This is a genomic window from Pseudomonas sp. TE4620, assembly GCF_056279045.1.
Map to the genome: position 1 here is coordinate 4,732,805 of NZ_JBWBQO010000001.1, position 13,733 is coordinate 4,746,537.

At 55.9% G+C, this 13,733-nt stretch carries 17 protein-coding genes and 1 tRNA gene; 9 read left to right on the forward strand and 9 right to left on the reverse strand.

Going from position 1 to position 13,733, the window contains the following annotated elements:
* Positions 1-226: 226 nt before the first annotated feature.
* Positions 227-556 carry a multidrug/spermidine efflux SMR transporter subunit MdtI gene (gene mdtI / locus ACZ9A3_RS22030; RefSeq protein WP_038998274.1) on the reverse strand — a complete coding sequence of 110 codons (330 nt, stop codon included), beginning with the start codon at positions 554-556 and terminating at the stop codon, positions 227-229.
* On the reverse strand, positions 550-909 hold the full coding sequence (locus ACZ9A3_RS22035; RefSeq protein WP_038998273.1) for a multidrug/spermidine efflux SMR transporter subunit MdtJ: 360 nt from the start codon (positions 907-909) through the stop codon (positions 550-552). The genes mdtI and ACZ9A3_RS22035 overlap by 7 nt, the downstream gene beginning before the upstream one ends.
* Before the next feature lie 496 nt (positions 910-1,405).
* Here ACZ9A3_RS22035 and ACZ9A3_RS22040 point away from each other — a divergent pair, with 496 nt between their 5' ends.
* The 9 genes from ACZ9A3_RS22040 (at position 1,406) to ACZ9A3_RS22080 (ending at position 8,267) form a co-directional block, all read left to right on the forward strand.
* The gene (locus ACZ9A3_RS22040; RefSeq protein WP_010221300.1) at positions 1,406-1,984 is read left to right on the forward strand and encodes a hypothetical protein; all 579 of its coding nucleotides are present in this window, start codon (positions 1,406-1,408) and stop codon (positions 1,982-1,984) included.
* Positions 1,985-1,993: 9 nt separating this feature from the next.
* A complete protein-coding gene (locus ACZ9A3_RS22045) occupies positions 1,994-2,200 on the forward strand; it encodes a helix-turn-helix domain-containing protein (RefSeq protein WP_010221299.1) in 207 nt (68 codons plus the stop codon).
* A gap of 18 nt (positions 2,201-2,218) precedes the next feature.
* Positions 2,219-2,599: a hypothetical protein gene (locus tag ACZ9A3_RS22050; protein WP_093378578.1), complete on the forward strand. Its 381-nt coding sequence runs from the start codon at positions 2,219-2,221 to the stop codon at positions 2,597-2,599.
* Between the two features lie 24 nt (positions 2,600-2,623).
* Positions 2,624-2,830, forward strand: coding sequence for a hypothetical protein (locus ACZ9A3_RS22055; RefSeq protein ID WP_093378575.1), 207 nt, complete (start codon positions 2,624-2,626; stop codon positions 2,828-2,830).
* 24 nt (positions 2,831-2,854) lie between these two features.
* Complete coding sequence (locus ACZ9A3_RS22060) at positions 2,855-3,121, forward strand: hypothetical protein (RefSeq protein ID WP_093378572.1); 267 nt, start codon at positions 2,855-2,857, stop codon at positions 3,119-3,121.
* Positions 3,122-3,218: 97 nt separating this feature from the next.
* Positions 3,219-3,294: transfer RNA gene (locus ACZ9A3_RS22065), tRNA-Thr, on the forward strand.
* A 581-nt stretch (positions 3,295-3,875) separates the two neighbouring features.
* Positions 3,876-5,093, forward strand: coding sequence for a YcaO-like family protein (locus ACZ9A3_RS22070; RefSeq protein ID WP_476253116.1), 1,218 nt, complete (start codon positions 3,876-3,878; stop codon positions 5,091-5,093).
* 128 nt (positions 5,094-5,221) lie between these two features.
* Positions 5,222-6,472 carry a trans-sulfuration enzyme family protein gene (locus ACZ9A3_RS22075; protein WP_476253117.1) on the forward strand — a complete coding sequence of 417 codons (1,251 nt, stop codon included), beginning with the start codon at positions 5,222-5,224 and terminating at the stop codon, positions 6,470-6,472.
* Between the two features lie 415 nt (positions 6,473-6,887).
* Entirely contained in the window at positions 6,888-8,267 is a 1,380-nt protein-coding gene (locus ACZ9A3_RS22080; protein ID WP_476253118.1) for an NAD(P)-binding domain-containing protein, read from the forward strand.
* Here ACZ9A3_RS22080 and rfaD read toward each other — a convergent pair whose 3' ends face one another.
* The 7 genes from rfaD to tagQ all read right to left on the reverse strand — a co-directional run bounded on the left by rfaD (position 8,268) and on the right by tagQ (position 13,705).
* A complete protein-coding gene (rfaD, locus tag ACZ9A3_RS22085) occupies positions 8,268-9,260 on the reverse strand; it encodes an ADP-glyceromanno-heptose 6-epimerase (protein ID WP_258595250.1) in 993 nt (330 codons plus the stop codon).
* Between the two features lie 70 nt (positions 9,261-9,330).
* Positions 9,331-9,765, reverse strand: coding sequence for a hypothetical protein (locus ACZ9A3_RS22090; protein WP_213603010.1), 435 nt, complete (start codon positions 9,763-9,765; stop codon positions 9,331-9,333).
* Positions 9,762-10,670, reverse strand: a complete 909-nt coding sequence (locus ACZ9A3_RS22095; protein ID WP_213603008.1) for an NAD synthetase — start codon at positions 10,668-10,670, stop codon at positions 9,762-9,764. The genes ACZ9A3_RS22090 and ACZ9A3_RS22095 overlap by 4 nt, the downstream gene beginning before the upstream one ends.
* A 164-nt stretch (positions 10,671-10,834) precedes the next feature.
* Positions 10,835-11,308, reverse strand: a complete 474-nt coding sequence (locus ACZ9A3_RS22100; RefSeq protein WP_213603006.1) for a hypothetical protein — start codon at positions 11,306-11,308, stop codon at positions 10,835-10,837.
* Between the two features lie 18 nt (positions 11,309-11,326).
* Positions 11,327-11,773: a hypothetical protein gene (locus ACZ9A3_RS22105; RefSeq protein WP_213603004.1), complete on the reverse strand. Its 447-nt coding sequence runs from the start codon at positions 11,771-11,773 to the stop codon at positions 11,327-11,329.
* Positions 11,773-12,675, reverse strand: a complete 903-nt coding sequence (locus tag ACZ9A3_RS22110; protein WP_213603002.1) for an NAD synthetase — start codon at positions 12,673-12,675, stop codon at positions 11,773-11,775. Before ACZ9A3_RS22110 ends, ACZ9A3_RS22105 begins: the two co-directional genes overlap by 1 nt.
* A 76-nt stretch (positions 12,676-12,751) precedes the next feature.
* A complete protein-coding gene (gene tagQ, locus ACZ9A3_RS22115) occupies positions 12,752-13,705 on the reverse strand; it encodes a type VI secretion system-associated lipoprotein TagQ (RefSeq protein WP_093378542.1) in 954 nt (317 codons plus the stop codon).
* Positions 13,706-13,733: the final 28 nt, after the last annotated feature.

The following is a 13,733-nucleotide window of genomic DNA, read 5'->3' on the forward strand; positions in this document are numbered from 1 at the left end:
GCTCAGCCTGTGGATAAGTCTGTGCGCAACCTTGCGCCGAACCCCAGCAAATTCGTGGATCCAAGCGCTTTCACAGGCTGGTCATTTTTTGTTCACTGATTAATCGCCAGCAAAAACAGCCATTTGCGCAAAGACCAACGGCGGGCGTTGCTCCGATGCAATGCGCACCTGTTTGGCATGCGGCTTGTGCATAAGCCTTCGCGCGAATAGCACTAAGCAGGTTGAATCAGGCCAGTTTCAGCAGGCTCATGCCCACCAGCAACAGCGCCAGGCCCAACCAGCCGCGGCCTACCAGGCGCTGACCGAACAGTGCCCAACCCATGGCCACGGTGGCGAGGATGCCGAAGCCACCCCAGATGGCGTAAGCCAGCGACAGTTCGATATCTCGCACAGCCTGGGCCAGTGCGGTAAAGGCGGCCAGCACACAGAGAATCGAAGCAATGCCCAGGCCGCGCTTTTTAAAACCGTCGGAATACTTGAGCAGCAGGTTGGCGATCACTTCCAGCACGATCGCCAGGCCCAGCCAGGCGAAGGGAATCCAGTTCATGCTCAGCATGGCAGGGCCTCCATATTGCGCGGGGCAGGTGCGGCGCGGGTACCCGACTTGATCAGCAGGATACCGGCGATCATCACGCCCAGGCCGGCGGCCTTGAGCAGGCCCAGGCTCTCGCCCAGCCAAGTGACGCTGATCAGGGTGATCAACACGATGCCGATGCCTTCCCACAGGGCGTAGGCCACGCCCACCGGCACGCGTTTTACCGCCAGTGCCAGGAAAAAGTACGACAGGCCGATCATCAGGTACATCAACCCGTGACCAAGAATGGGGAAATGACTGGCGGCGAATTTCATCGACGCGGTGCCGATCACCTCGGCGGTGATGGCGATAAACAGATAGATCCAGGAACGCATGATGCCCTCCCACGGGCGACACAAACCGAGCGAAATCGCGCTGACGGCTACAGACAAAGAGAAGAAAAAGGCTGTTTGTCGGGGGAGGCGCTAGAGGTCGCCGGTCCAGTGACGTTCACGGGAAACCAGGCGGGAGGTGAGGAGCGGAAACGCTTTAGTGTTCAACATAATGAACAACAAATTAGCTCAAGGCATCGCTAAAGTCAAATCGATAGAAAATGACTAATTAATTTTCGCGTCTTTCAGTCCGTATTTAGGTGAAAGCCCTTAAAGGTTGCAGAAAGGTTCGTAAATTATATTACCCGGCCTGATAAAGGCATCGCGGGGCAAGCCCGCTCCCACCCTGTAGGAGCGGGCTTGCCCCGCGATCCCCCGTAAGATCCCACCTCACCCTCGTGTCAAAACGCCGCACCTTCGGCAAAATCACAATTAATTATTGTAATACGATAATTTTTCACAAATAATGCACCCCGCTCAACTAGCACGGAGGGAAACCATGAACAGTAAGACAGTGGCTTACGCGAGATCGCGTCTGCGAGTGATCGGTGCATTCGCGGCGGTACTCGCCTGGGGTACAGGGATCGTCGAGTTCGGCGGCAACGTACTATTGTGGGTGTTCGAAAAAGCCCAGGTGCAAGGCGCCTACCTGCAAAGCTTCGGTGAAAACATGCCGCTGCTGCTGGCCCCGGATTACCAGCCTTCGCACCTGGCCCTGGGCCTGGTGATCGGCCTGGAACTGATCCCCGCCAGCCTCTCGGCCTTTGCCTTGTACCTGACCGGCTTGTTCTTCCTGCGCCTGTCCCGGGGTGAAACCTGGACGACGCAAAACATCAAGATGCTCTGGTGGGTGGGCTTGCTGTGCATCGGCTTGCCGATGGTCTGGCCGATGATCGGCACCTTGCAGGGCCTGGCGTTCTCCATCGACCTGCCCAAAGGCGAGAGAAGCTTCAGCGTATCGATCGGTGTATCATCCCAGGCGGTTTACGAGATCATGAAAGGCATTTTCCTCTGCGCCTTCTCACTCCTCATGCGTGACGCCAAAACCATCAGCGATGAACACAACTGTTATGTCTAGCCTGCCCCTATGCCGATAATTATTCGACTCGATGTAGTCATGGCCAAGAACAAGATCCGCTCCAAGGATCTGGCCGAGATTATCGGTATTACGGAGGCGAACCTGTCGTTGCTGAAAAACGGCAAGATCAAGGGTTTCAAGATGGAAACCCTCGAGAAGCTCTGTCGCGCGTTGAACTGCCAGCCAGGTGACCTGCTGGAGTTCAGCGAGGAATGAACAAGGAACTGGCAACTCGTGAGCAATTCACTCAAATGGCGCGCTGCGCTAGTGCTGGCCGTCGGCCTGCTCGGCGGCTGCGGCCCCAGCTATACCTATAGATACTCCCCACCGCCCAGCATGGCGGGCATGAACTGCATCAACTCCTGCTCGATGGAACGCAACCACTGCAAACAGATGGCGCGCCTGCAGGAAAACAGCGACCACGCCCTGTACCAGGCCAACTACAGAAACTACCAGCTGTGCCAGGCCGGCAAGAGCAAAAAAGAAGCGCGCAAAAGCTGCTACTACCCCAGCTACCCGTTCAACAGCGGCTCCAGCTACTCGTGCGGCAGCGACTACGACAGCTGCTACCAATCTTGCGGCGGCACCATCCAGCGCATCCTCAACAAAGACTGACGCCTCGAATAAACGGAATTGACTGTGGATATCATCAGATCCATCGCCCTGCTTGCGTTCGCGTTTTACCTCAGCGGCTGCGCCTTCATGTCCGACTGGCAAGTCCCGCCACCCCGGTCCGACTGGCAAGTGCCGCCCATGCAGATGTACGGCAACCAGAGCTTCCCCGGGCCGGACTTCAGCAGAGACCGCCACGCCATCCAGCACTACCTCGACACACACAAACACTGACACTTCGACCAAACGGAATTGCCTGTGGCCATTATCAGATCCTTCCTCCTGCTGGCGTGCGCGCTCTACCTGAGCGGCTGCACCAGCGGCGACTACACCCCGATGTCTGGCTGGGAAATCCCGCAGATGCAGATATACGGCGACAAGGGCTACACCGGCCCGGCCTACAGCTGCAAGAAAAAGCACGGCTGCCGAGAGCACTGTAAAAAGCATGATTGCCGCTACAAACCGCTGATATTCGACCCCACCAAAGCCGAACCCAGCGCCACCACAATGCACCGCGGCTGGTAACAAAACACCCCGCGATGCCCGCTGAAACCGGGTATCGCGAGGAATGTTGCAGAAGTGGTTTACAGACGCAAACTGATCGCTATAATGACGCCCCTGTGCCGGTATAGCTCAGATGGTAGAGCAACTGACTTGTAATCAGTAGGTCCCGGGTTCGATTCCTGGTGCCGGCACCATACACAGTAAAAAAAGGCTCACCGCAAGGTGGGCCTTTTTTGTTTGCGTGGGCACACCCGCCGGTTGGGAGCAGGCTTGCCCGCAATGAGCTGCTGAAGGCGGCGTCTAAATCGCAACCGCAGTGCGCTTGATCACCTCCGCTGATCAACCCAGTTTGTCACATTCGCCACTGCACCTACCCCCTAAGAACTTGGCCCGATCCGGTGTCAACGCCGATGCCCCAAGCCAGAGTCTTATTTCTGAGTAGTGCAGAAATAAATAGCACCCTCAAAAAAACATAATCACTCATAGAATCGGGATTTTTCCTATGTGCAGCCAAAGCCATACGAACTAATCTCTCATTGCACCTGTTAAAAAGTGCACACTTAAATCAAATAAAAAAAGGATATTCCCATGGGTATGTGGTGCTGCATGTATATCAACGAATTCAAAGTCGACCAACCCACTGACGACGAAGTAGAGTCTGTCATAGCAGAAGAAGATTTCACCCCGGAAGAGCTCTCCATACTGGCTGAGTAACGAAAATGAATGAGGCGATTTTTTCGCCTCATTTTTTGGCTTATATGGAAACTTCCTGCCTATGAAAACAATTGCCCCAGAGCGTACGTTGTCACTGGACGATGCAGAAAGCGCAATCGATCAGCACTTTTCCAGCGAAGGAATTCATTTAACCCTACGCCGTTACGGTAGTCCGCTGTCCAGCACTGTTGCCACCCTTCACCTCCCCTATGACAGTAGCGGCATAGAATGTGTCGGTTGTGGCAAAGGCTATGAAGCAGAGGCTCGTGTGGGTGCGAAGTTCGAGGCTTATGAGCATTACATGGGCCCCTTTCAACTACGAAAGCATAGCGCACTGCATTGTTTTGATTCGGTTGTTTCTCAACCGTCCTTGCAAAACATACTGCCGATGCAAATGCTTCGCCACGCCGGCGCATCACAGATGGCTGTACTTTCCTTCGAGGCGCATGAAGCATCCGCAGGCGTTGAGTTACTCTATCCGTCATTTCTGATTAACCATCAGTATGCCAACGAGTCGCTTCCCGGCGATGATACCGACTATAGCGCTGCGCGCCGATACTCCTGCGGTACCGGTGTGGCGGCGGGTGTGGGATTTACGGAAGCGGCAATTCATGCCGCGAGCGAAGTCATAGAGCGCCATGGCATTGGGCGCTTTATTGCACAACATTTCTTTTATGATTCAAAAGAGCCGATAAGAAAGATTATTGACAATTCAATGCCAGAGCATCTGTTAAACACCTTGCGTGATGCAGAAACTGCCATAGGTGCTTCAATCGAGGTATTTGACGCCTCTAGTCAAATAGACTATCCCGTTTTTATTGCCTACTGCCCGGAGAAGACGATCGCTGATATTCATGTCGTTGGTGGCGGCTGTTCACTTTACCCGAGCCATGCCGCAGCACGTGCGATCAAGGAGCTGGTGCAGCAATACAAAGTCGCTGAAGGTGTGCAGCACGTCACACAAGAGTGGACCAGTTCAAAAAACAACCTGGCCAAAAACCCAAAGTTGCTGCGCTGCTTACGCATGGCGTTTGGGGCTACCCAGCGTGCCAAAACAGTACCTTACCCGATGCCTCAAGACCCGGAAAAAATTCCACTGGCGCTACACTTGTCCCATTTAAAAAATGAGTGTTTTAAAGCCAATCATCCCCTTTGGATAAAAGAACTACATTCCAGCCCCAACCAGGTTAGCCTGGCCTGTGCGGTCATGCCAAAAATGGAAAGATTTTCGATTGTCTCACTGGGCGGAAAAGTTGTCCCCTGCTATCAATACGAGTAAACAGCAAAGCCGTCGTGGCCATGACGGCCTGGTCATTGTCAAACGAGCTTTAAATCTCGTCATACGCCCCTCTGACGTAACCATTGCCGTCAAAGCGTCTCTCATTACCTTTCGGAACCAGGCCTTTCATGAGCCCAGCAGAAAAAAAGCGCCCACGCGAACTACCATGCCGTGACTATTTTCTTTCTCCTTCTTTAGGTATCGCTACCCAGGCGATCCATTTAGGGCAACATGAGAATGGCCTGAGTCAGTTTCCAGTTCCAGCGCTCATTTGTAACTCTGCAACACTCCTGAATTCAATTGAAGAAGGCAGAGAGATGCTAGGCAATGCAGAGCAGGAGAATTTTGCCTACCAACGTTATGCAAACCCTACCGTTTCAATTTTAGAAGCGAAATTTCGAGCCATTGAACACTGCTCCTATAGCCTCGCGGTCAATAGCGGAATGACCGCCTGCCTGCTTGCTTTTCGCGCCCTGTTGAGCGCAGGCGATCATGTCATCGTGCCCCACAGTGTATTTTACGAAATCATTGAGCAGCTTAATTATGAAGTCAACCATCGCGGGATTGAAATGTCGCTTATCGACAAATACCAAGCGGCGACATTTGAGTGCGCGATCCAAGCCAACACGAAAATGATCTTTATCGAAGCCCCCACCAACCCAGCATTTTTAGATATCAACATTCCTGACTTGGCAGAGCTTTGCAACAAGCGTGGCATTCTTCTTGTTGTTGATAACACCTTTCTTACACCTGCCTGCCAAAAGCCACTTTCCCTGGGGGCTGCAGTAACATTATATTCCATCACCAAACACATCAACGGTCACGGCGATGTGATGGGCGGCATGCTCAGTACCAATGAACCGGACCTGTTCAAGGCATTGAAGTATCACAGGGACAGTGCAGGGCTCATAGTAGATCCGTTCTCGGCCTGGCTCACTATACGAGGACTAAGGACACTGCCACTGCGATTAAAAAAACATACCGATAATGCACATGCGGTGATCGCCATGCTGCGCGAGGAGTTTCCGAAGCTGGAGTGGCGTGCAGTCTGGTCGACTAAAAGTGCGCAAACCAACGGAATTTCTCCGTCATTGCATACAGGCCTTATCGCCATTGTTTTTCCATCGCGAGAAACGGCTACAAGCTTTGTTCGTCATCTGCAGCTTATCCGAATAGGTACAACCTTCGGCAATATTGAGTCCTTATGTTATCACTACGGTAGTTTTAGCAGGGAGGGCAGCACCGACCTGGAAAAAATAGGCGTGCCGGACGGCTTGGTGCGAATCTCTGTTGGCCTGGAAGATAGCGATGATATTAATGCAGACATCCGACGTGCACTGCGCCTTGCAATGCAAATCAGAACCACTGCGCGAGGGTGAAGCGCAAGTCCGTCAGCGGTCGAGTATGAGATTCTGCCAAGCCCCCACCTTGTAATCCTCTCCCCCATCCGTTATAGCTAAAAAGGCATCCATAACCAAAAAGAGGCAGAATCAGCCCGCCATGTACGAGACCACACGTATCTTTCGCCCTTCAGGCCCGTTTGCCGCGCTGTTCGGCAAGCCTTACGGGCCCAACGCTGTCGCTAGCCCTTCGCTGACCAGCTCCCCCCTCTCGACGCTGTTCCACACCTTGTCGATTCCACCTCGCGACGTTTTGCTCGCGCACAAGCGCAAGCGCCCTGTCCCTCCACCTGCCAGCTGACACCTGAAGTTTCCGCTTCCTCTCGCCCTCGGTTCTGCCGTTCAGGGCTGGAGTCGCTTTGCATTTTTTCAGTGTTTTCTGTCAGGAAATCTTATGACTATTCGTATTGCCATTATCGGCGCAGGCCCGTCCGGCCTGGCGCAGTTGCGTGCCTTTCAATCCGCTCATGCCCAGGGTGCCGAGATGCCCGAGGTGGTGTGCTTCGAGAAACAGGCCGACTGGGGCGGGATGTGGAACTACACCTGGCGCACCGGCCTGGACGAGCATGGCGAGCCGGTGCACGGCAGCATGTACCGCTACCTGTGGTCGAACGGGCCGAAGGAATGCCTGGAGTTCGCCGACTACAGCTTTGATGAACATTTCGGGCGGCCGATTTCGTCTTATCCACCGCGCGAGGTGCTCTGGGATTACATCCAGGGCCGGGTAAAAAAGGCCGGTGTGCGGGATTACATTCGCTTCAATACCGCCGTCAAGGCAGTACGCTTTGATCAGGCCAGCCGCACCTTTACCGTCAGTGCCTATGACTACGGCACCGGCCAGGGGATCGAGCAGGTGTTCGACTTCGTGGTGGTCGCCAGCGGGCATTTTTCTACCCCGCATGTGCCGGAATTCGACGGCTTCGAGCGCTTCTCCGGGCGCATCCTTCACGCTCATGATTTCCGTGAGGCGGTGGAGTTTAAGGGCAAGGATGTGCTGATTGTCGGCAGCAGCTATTCGGCCGAAGACATCGGCTCGCAATGCTTCAAGTACGGTGCGCGCTCGATCACCAGTGCCTACCGCACCCAGCCCATGGGCTACAAATGGCCCAAAGGCTGGGAAGAGCGGCCGCAGTTGCTGCGGGTCGAGGGCGAGATGGCGTTCTTTGCCGACGGTTCGAGCAAGCGCGTGGATGCCATCATCCTCTGCACCGGCTACCAGCATCACTTCCCGTTCCTGCCCGACGAGCTGACGCTCAAGACCAGCAACCGCCTGTGGCCTGCCGGGCTGTACCAAGGGGTTGTCTGGGAACACAACCCGCAGCTGATCTACCTCGGCATGCAAGACCTCTGGTACAGCTTCAATCTGTTCGACGCTCAGGCCTGGTTTGCCCGCGACTACATGCTCGGGCGCATCAAGCTGCCGCAGCCGGCGGCAATGGCTGCCGACAGCGCACAGTGGCGGGCCGAGGAACTGGCGCTGGAGTCGACCGCCTCGATGTACGAGTTCCAGGGCCGCTATATCAAGCACCTGATCGAGCAGACCGATTACCCGAGCTTCGATATCGACGCAGTGAACCGGATTTTCCTCAAATGGAAGTCGGACAAAAAGCAGGACATTATGGGTTACCGCGACAAGTCCTACCGCTCGGTGATCACCGGTACCGCGGCCGTGCCGCACCATACCCGCTGGCTCAACGCGCTGGATGACTCACTGCAGGAGTACCTGCGCGAGACCTCGGGCAAGGGCGACCTGAAGACCTTGCGCCAGCACTGACTATGGCGTGCGCTGCAACCAGTCGCAGTAACGCGCCACACCCTGCTCCACCGTCAGCGTTGGCTGCTCATAGCCAACGCTGCGCAAGCGCTCAAGGTCGGCGCAGGTGTAGCACTGGTACTTGCCGCGCAGGTGCTCGGGAAATTCGCTGTATTCAAGAATGCCCTCCAGCAGGGCCATCTCCAGCGACAGCGGCGGCTGGTCCTGCTGCTCGCGCAGGCGGTTGATCACTGCCAAGGCCACGTCATTGAAAGGCTGGGCGCGGCCGCTGCCGACGTTGAAGAGGCCGCTCAGCTGCGGCCGGTCGAGGAAGAACAGGTTGACCTTGACCACATCCTCGACCGCCACGAAATCGCGCAGGTGGCCGCCGCTGGGGTAGTCGCCATAGCTGCCGAACAGGCTGACCTTGCCGTTGGCCTGGTACTGGTTGAAGCAGTGCAGGGCCACCGAGGCCATGGCGCCCTTGTGCTGCTCGTGGGGGCCGTAGACGTTGAAGTAACGCAGGCCGACGATCTGGCTGCGCGCCTGGGGCAGTTGCCGGCGCACGCGCTGGTCGAAGAGGAATTTCGAGTAGCCATATACGTTCAATGGCCGCTCGCACTCGCGCTGTTCGCGAAAGTCGCGCCCGGCGCCATACACCGCCGCCGACGAGGCATACAGCAGCGGCACCTGCAGGCCTTGAGCGGCGTCGAGCAGGTCGCGGCTGTAGCGGTAGTTGTTGTCCATCATCAAGCGCCCGTCGCCTTCGACGGTGCTCGAGCAAGCGCCCTGGTGCAGCACCGCGCGCACCTTGCCGAACTGGCCGCGAGCGAAGCGTTCGAGAAAATCGTCCTTGTCCAGGTAGTCGGCGATTTCGCTGTCAGCCAGGTTGCGAAACTTGTCGCCATCGCTCAAGTCATCGACCGCGATGATCTCGGTTTCGCCGCGTTGGTTGAGGGCCTGAACCAGGTTGCTACCGATAAAACCGGCAGCGCCGGTGACGATAATGGTCATGCCATGTCCCCCTTTGAGGGTGCAGAGTCCTCAGTTTAGGGGGTGGTGATTGTGCAAATATTAACCAGGGTCAATGATGTTGGCGTTTTTGCCGGCGTTCGTGGTGAAGCTTCTCGAGAGACTCGCGCATTTGACGATGGCCGGTGCTGTTCAGCAGGAGCAGACCAATAAGGGGGAACAGCAACCCCAGCATATACACGCCGCGATGGGGTTGAAACGAGTAAGTAGGTACTACCGTAATCAAGCTCGCACAGTACAGAAAGGCAATAATCCAAACTGCCCAGCGACGCCCTCGGACCATCAAGAAGTGACCAATAAAAACCAATACGGCAAGCACCAGCAAGGAAAAGGTACTGTAATCACTCCGATCCGCGTAGCCCGCAAAATAGGTAGCCGAAGCCAAGGACACCGCACACCCAATTGACAGGCACGCCATGAAGAATGCCGCCATGAAGTAGGGGAAGTAGCGCGCTTTGAAGCCTTCCGGGCTGTGATTTGGATTCATTCCGAAAACTCCTCATACAAACCAATTGCAATGCTTTTCGAGTAGCTGCTGCCCGCAACGCTGAGCGTGGCACCCAACGAGTCTTTGATCAGGTTGATCGTTCCATGCCTGAATTCGGTGGGTGTGTATCGTTTCGGCAATTCGCCCAAGCTTTGCTTTAGCCGCAGCTGTTTGGCTGTCAATGATGGATGTTTAAGCTTCAACAACTCGTCGGTGAGCGCCTTACGTTGCTGTCGACTCAAACGTTGCGACAAGTCGTTCCAGCTGCGCCCTGTAGTGGCTTTGCGAAGTTGCAGATACTTGATGGTAGTGGCTCCAGAAACACCTGCACCGAGTAGCGAAACAGCCTCAAGCATCGATGACATATTTCGGTACCATTCCAGAGAATCGAGGCGATCATTCTCGGCAGGATCCAGCACCTCGTTGAAAACTCTCTGCACACCTATTAAGCACTGGGCGGAGCTGGCAGCAGCAGCGGCCGCACCTATTGGTACCAGCACTGCGCTGACGCCAGCAGTAAAGGGGACTGCTACCGTACCGCTGAACACCACACTCCAGCCCAACCAGGCACTCACACAGGCAACCGAAGCACTCAATGCTTCTGCAATAACGCGGGATTCACGCGGATTATTCCGCAACTGATCCAAGAACTGTACAGGGGTCAGATATTTCTTGGTTTCGCGAAGAATCACCCGTTTGGGCGACACACTACACAGTGGCTGAAATTCACGCAGAATGATGATGTTGTAATCTGCATCGATATAGACCACTCCTGCCCCGACAATACCGGGGTCGGCATCAATGGCGGCAAACAGCTTGGGCAGATTAGTTTGGCTTTCGACACGTTGGCGCGCAAAGTACCTCGAGGGGCTGGCGCCCAGCCCACTCATCCTTGAGTCGGTCATGGGGTCTCCTTGAACCTAACACCCGTACTCCAAAGCTGACGAAGCAGATTGGGTCACCCGGGCAAAGAAGCCCTATTCATAGCAGCTCCAGCCAGCAACCTCAGTGCACTTTGGTTTCTTGATGTATCCATGACTCTAGAGCAATAGGTTAACCAAGCGCTTGCTCAACGGCAGGCTCGACTCCGAGCTCGAACTTTGGCCGCACGCACGGCCTTGAACAACTTGTTACGCGATTTGCGGATCGCCACCAGACGACTGCGCATTTCTCGCTGGCGTTGGCTGTTGAACATCAACATTGCCAACAATGGCGACATTGTCGCTAGCAAAAATCCGAAGTTACTTGAGCGCGGTGCGTAACTGAAAAGTAGCGCCAGCAGGTTGAACGCCAGCAAAGCCACCACCACCCATACCCCCCAGGGCCGCCCTCGCACTACCAGAAAATTGCCCAGGCACAACACCAAGGACGATACCAGCATAAGGAAGTAGGCAACTTTTACCTGATCGGAGCGGCTGCCGAAGCGTTGATCAATCACCAGTATTGCGGTGATTACGCATGAAAATGCGACGAGGAAGAAGGCGCCGATAAAGCTTGGAAAGTAACGCCGTAAAAACCCTGGTACGTCATGCAGATGAACCATGGAATAGTGCTCTCTTCGTCAACGACGTGCCTTGCTTTGCTGCGTCTCTTCGAACCGCACCTTGCGCAGGTCAACCAGGAAGCTGCGCAGCTCCCGATGACGTTTGCTGTTGAACAAAAGAAAGCCCAACAAAGGAAACAGCAGCGCAAAGGTAAATACACCCGCGTGTATGTGATGGCTGTAGGTGGATAGGGAAACCAGCATCGCCACCAGCATTACTGCCAGGATCGGCCAGAGGCTCCAGGCACGGCCTCGAACCAGCAACATATGACTACCACTGATGACCAGGGCCAGAACCATGAGCGACACCAGCGTGTAATTGGCCCGGTCCGGATTGTGGTTCAGGTAGGCGGCAGCGGCCAGCACCACCGCAAGCGACGCAGAGAAGCACGCCAGGAAGAATCCACCCAGAAAGGTTGGAAAGAAATGCGTCATGAAGTGCTTCCAGCGCTCATACGAATTCATCACTCCAACTCCTCATACAAGCCCACCGCAATGGTCTGGACGGTGTTACTTCCCGCAAAGCCGAACGTTGCGGCAATGGAGTCTTTGATCAGGGTTTTGGTCGCATGTTGCAGCTGTGTCGGGGTGTACCGTTTGGGCAATGCGCCAGAGCTCTGTTGCAACTTCAACTGTTTGGCCGTTAGTGACGGATGCTTGATCGACAGCAACTCTGTCGTCAGGGCCTTGCGTTGCTGCCTGCTCAGACTTCGGGACAGTTCATACCAACTGCTGCCTGTTGCAGCCTTGCGCATCTGTAGAAACTTGACCGTGGTCAGGCCGGAAGCACCCACTCCCATCAGTGACACGGCATCCAGGACGTTCGAGGTGTGACGAAACCACTCCTGCGCATCCAGTTCGTCGTTCAACGATGGATCGATAATTTCCTGGCCGGTTCTGGCGACGCCGATCATGCATTGCATCGCACCTGCTGCAATTGCGGCCTTGCCCGCAATCGCCACCACAGCGCCCAACCCACCACTGAACGGGACAGCGATGGTGCCGCTGACCATAACGAACCACCCAAGAATCGCACTGGCACAGGCAAGCGTGGTATTGACCGCTTCTTTCACCACTCGCGCTTCACGGGGGTTGTTCTGCAGTTGATCGGCAAACTGCGCAGGCGCCAGATACTTCTTCGCCTCACGCAAAATCACCCGCTTGGGTAGCACACTGCATATCGGCTGAAACTCACGCAGCGTCACCACGTTGTAATCCGCATCGATATACACCACCCCAGCACCGACAATGCCCGGATCGGCATCGATGGCGGCAAAGAGTTTCGGCAGGTTGATGCTGCTTTCGATGCGCTGCCTTGCGAAAAATTGCGACGGATTGTTATCCAGTCGGTTGAGTAACTCACTCATGAACGGTCTTCCTTGAAACGGCGCACAGGTCGCCCGGCCTTATGGCACCGAGCCGGGCGACGCTGTGGCTCAAGCCTTACACGTTAGGGCAAGGCACCGGTGCCCAGTCACCCATGTCCGGGTTCTTGCACATGTTGTTGACCTGGCTCTGGCCGGCGCTGGCAACCTTCTGGCTTTCAGCCTTCTTGGCGTTGGCGTCCTGCAGGGTCTTCTCGGTGGCGACGGCTTCCTTCGGTACCTCTGGCAGCTTTTTCTTCGCCGGTGGCGGGGTCTTGGTCTTGCCGGTATTGGTCTTCTTGGCGTTACCGGTGGCCAGCACCGGCGCCTGGGCTTCGGCGACGATCACCACATCGTTGCGCGGTACGCCGACCTGCTTGAGGTCTTGCTCGTAAGCCTGGGTGTAGTTGTTGAGGTTCTCACCCAGACGGCCGTTGACCGCGGTGATCAGGTTGTTCGACTCCTGCAGGCCGGCGATGATTTCCGCCAGGCGCTTGCGGCCTTCGCCATCGCTGATCTTGTTGCTCTTGCGGCCATCCATCAGGTTGGCGAACTCACGCTGGTAGCACGCCTGGGAGGCTTTGGCGTAAGCGGTGCTGCGGTCCATGTCGGCCGCGCTTTTGTTGATGTCGGTGGCGTAGGAGCCGATGCGCTGGTTGTCGTCGCTGATCTGCTTCTGGCGCTCGGTGTAGTAACCGGCTGCACCGCCGACCAGAGCACCACCGGCAGCACCGATGGCAGCATTGCGGCCACGGTTGTCGGAGTTGCCGGTCAGGGCGCCGGTCAGCGCGCCGCCGACGGCACCGATCAGGGCACCGGTGGCGACCGACTTGGTCATGTCCGAATCGGTGGCGCGCAGGTGCTGCACCGGCTCGTAGCAGCTCGGGTAGTACTCGACCTTGGTCGTCGCACCGACCTTGGACGCCGGCGAGCTGGCGCAGCCAGTCAGCAGGACGGTGCTGAAACCGGCCGCCAGCAGCAGCGCGGCCCGGCCGTTGGAAGCAGTGAAGAAGGGCTTGCGAGTTGAAAGCATGGTCAGGTTCTCTCTTTGTTTAAACACG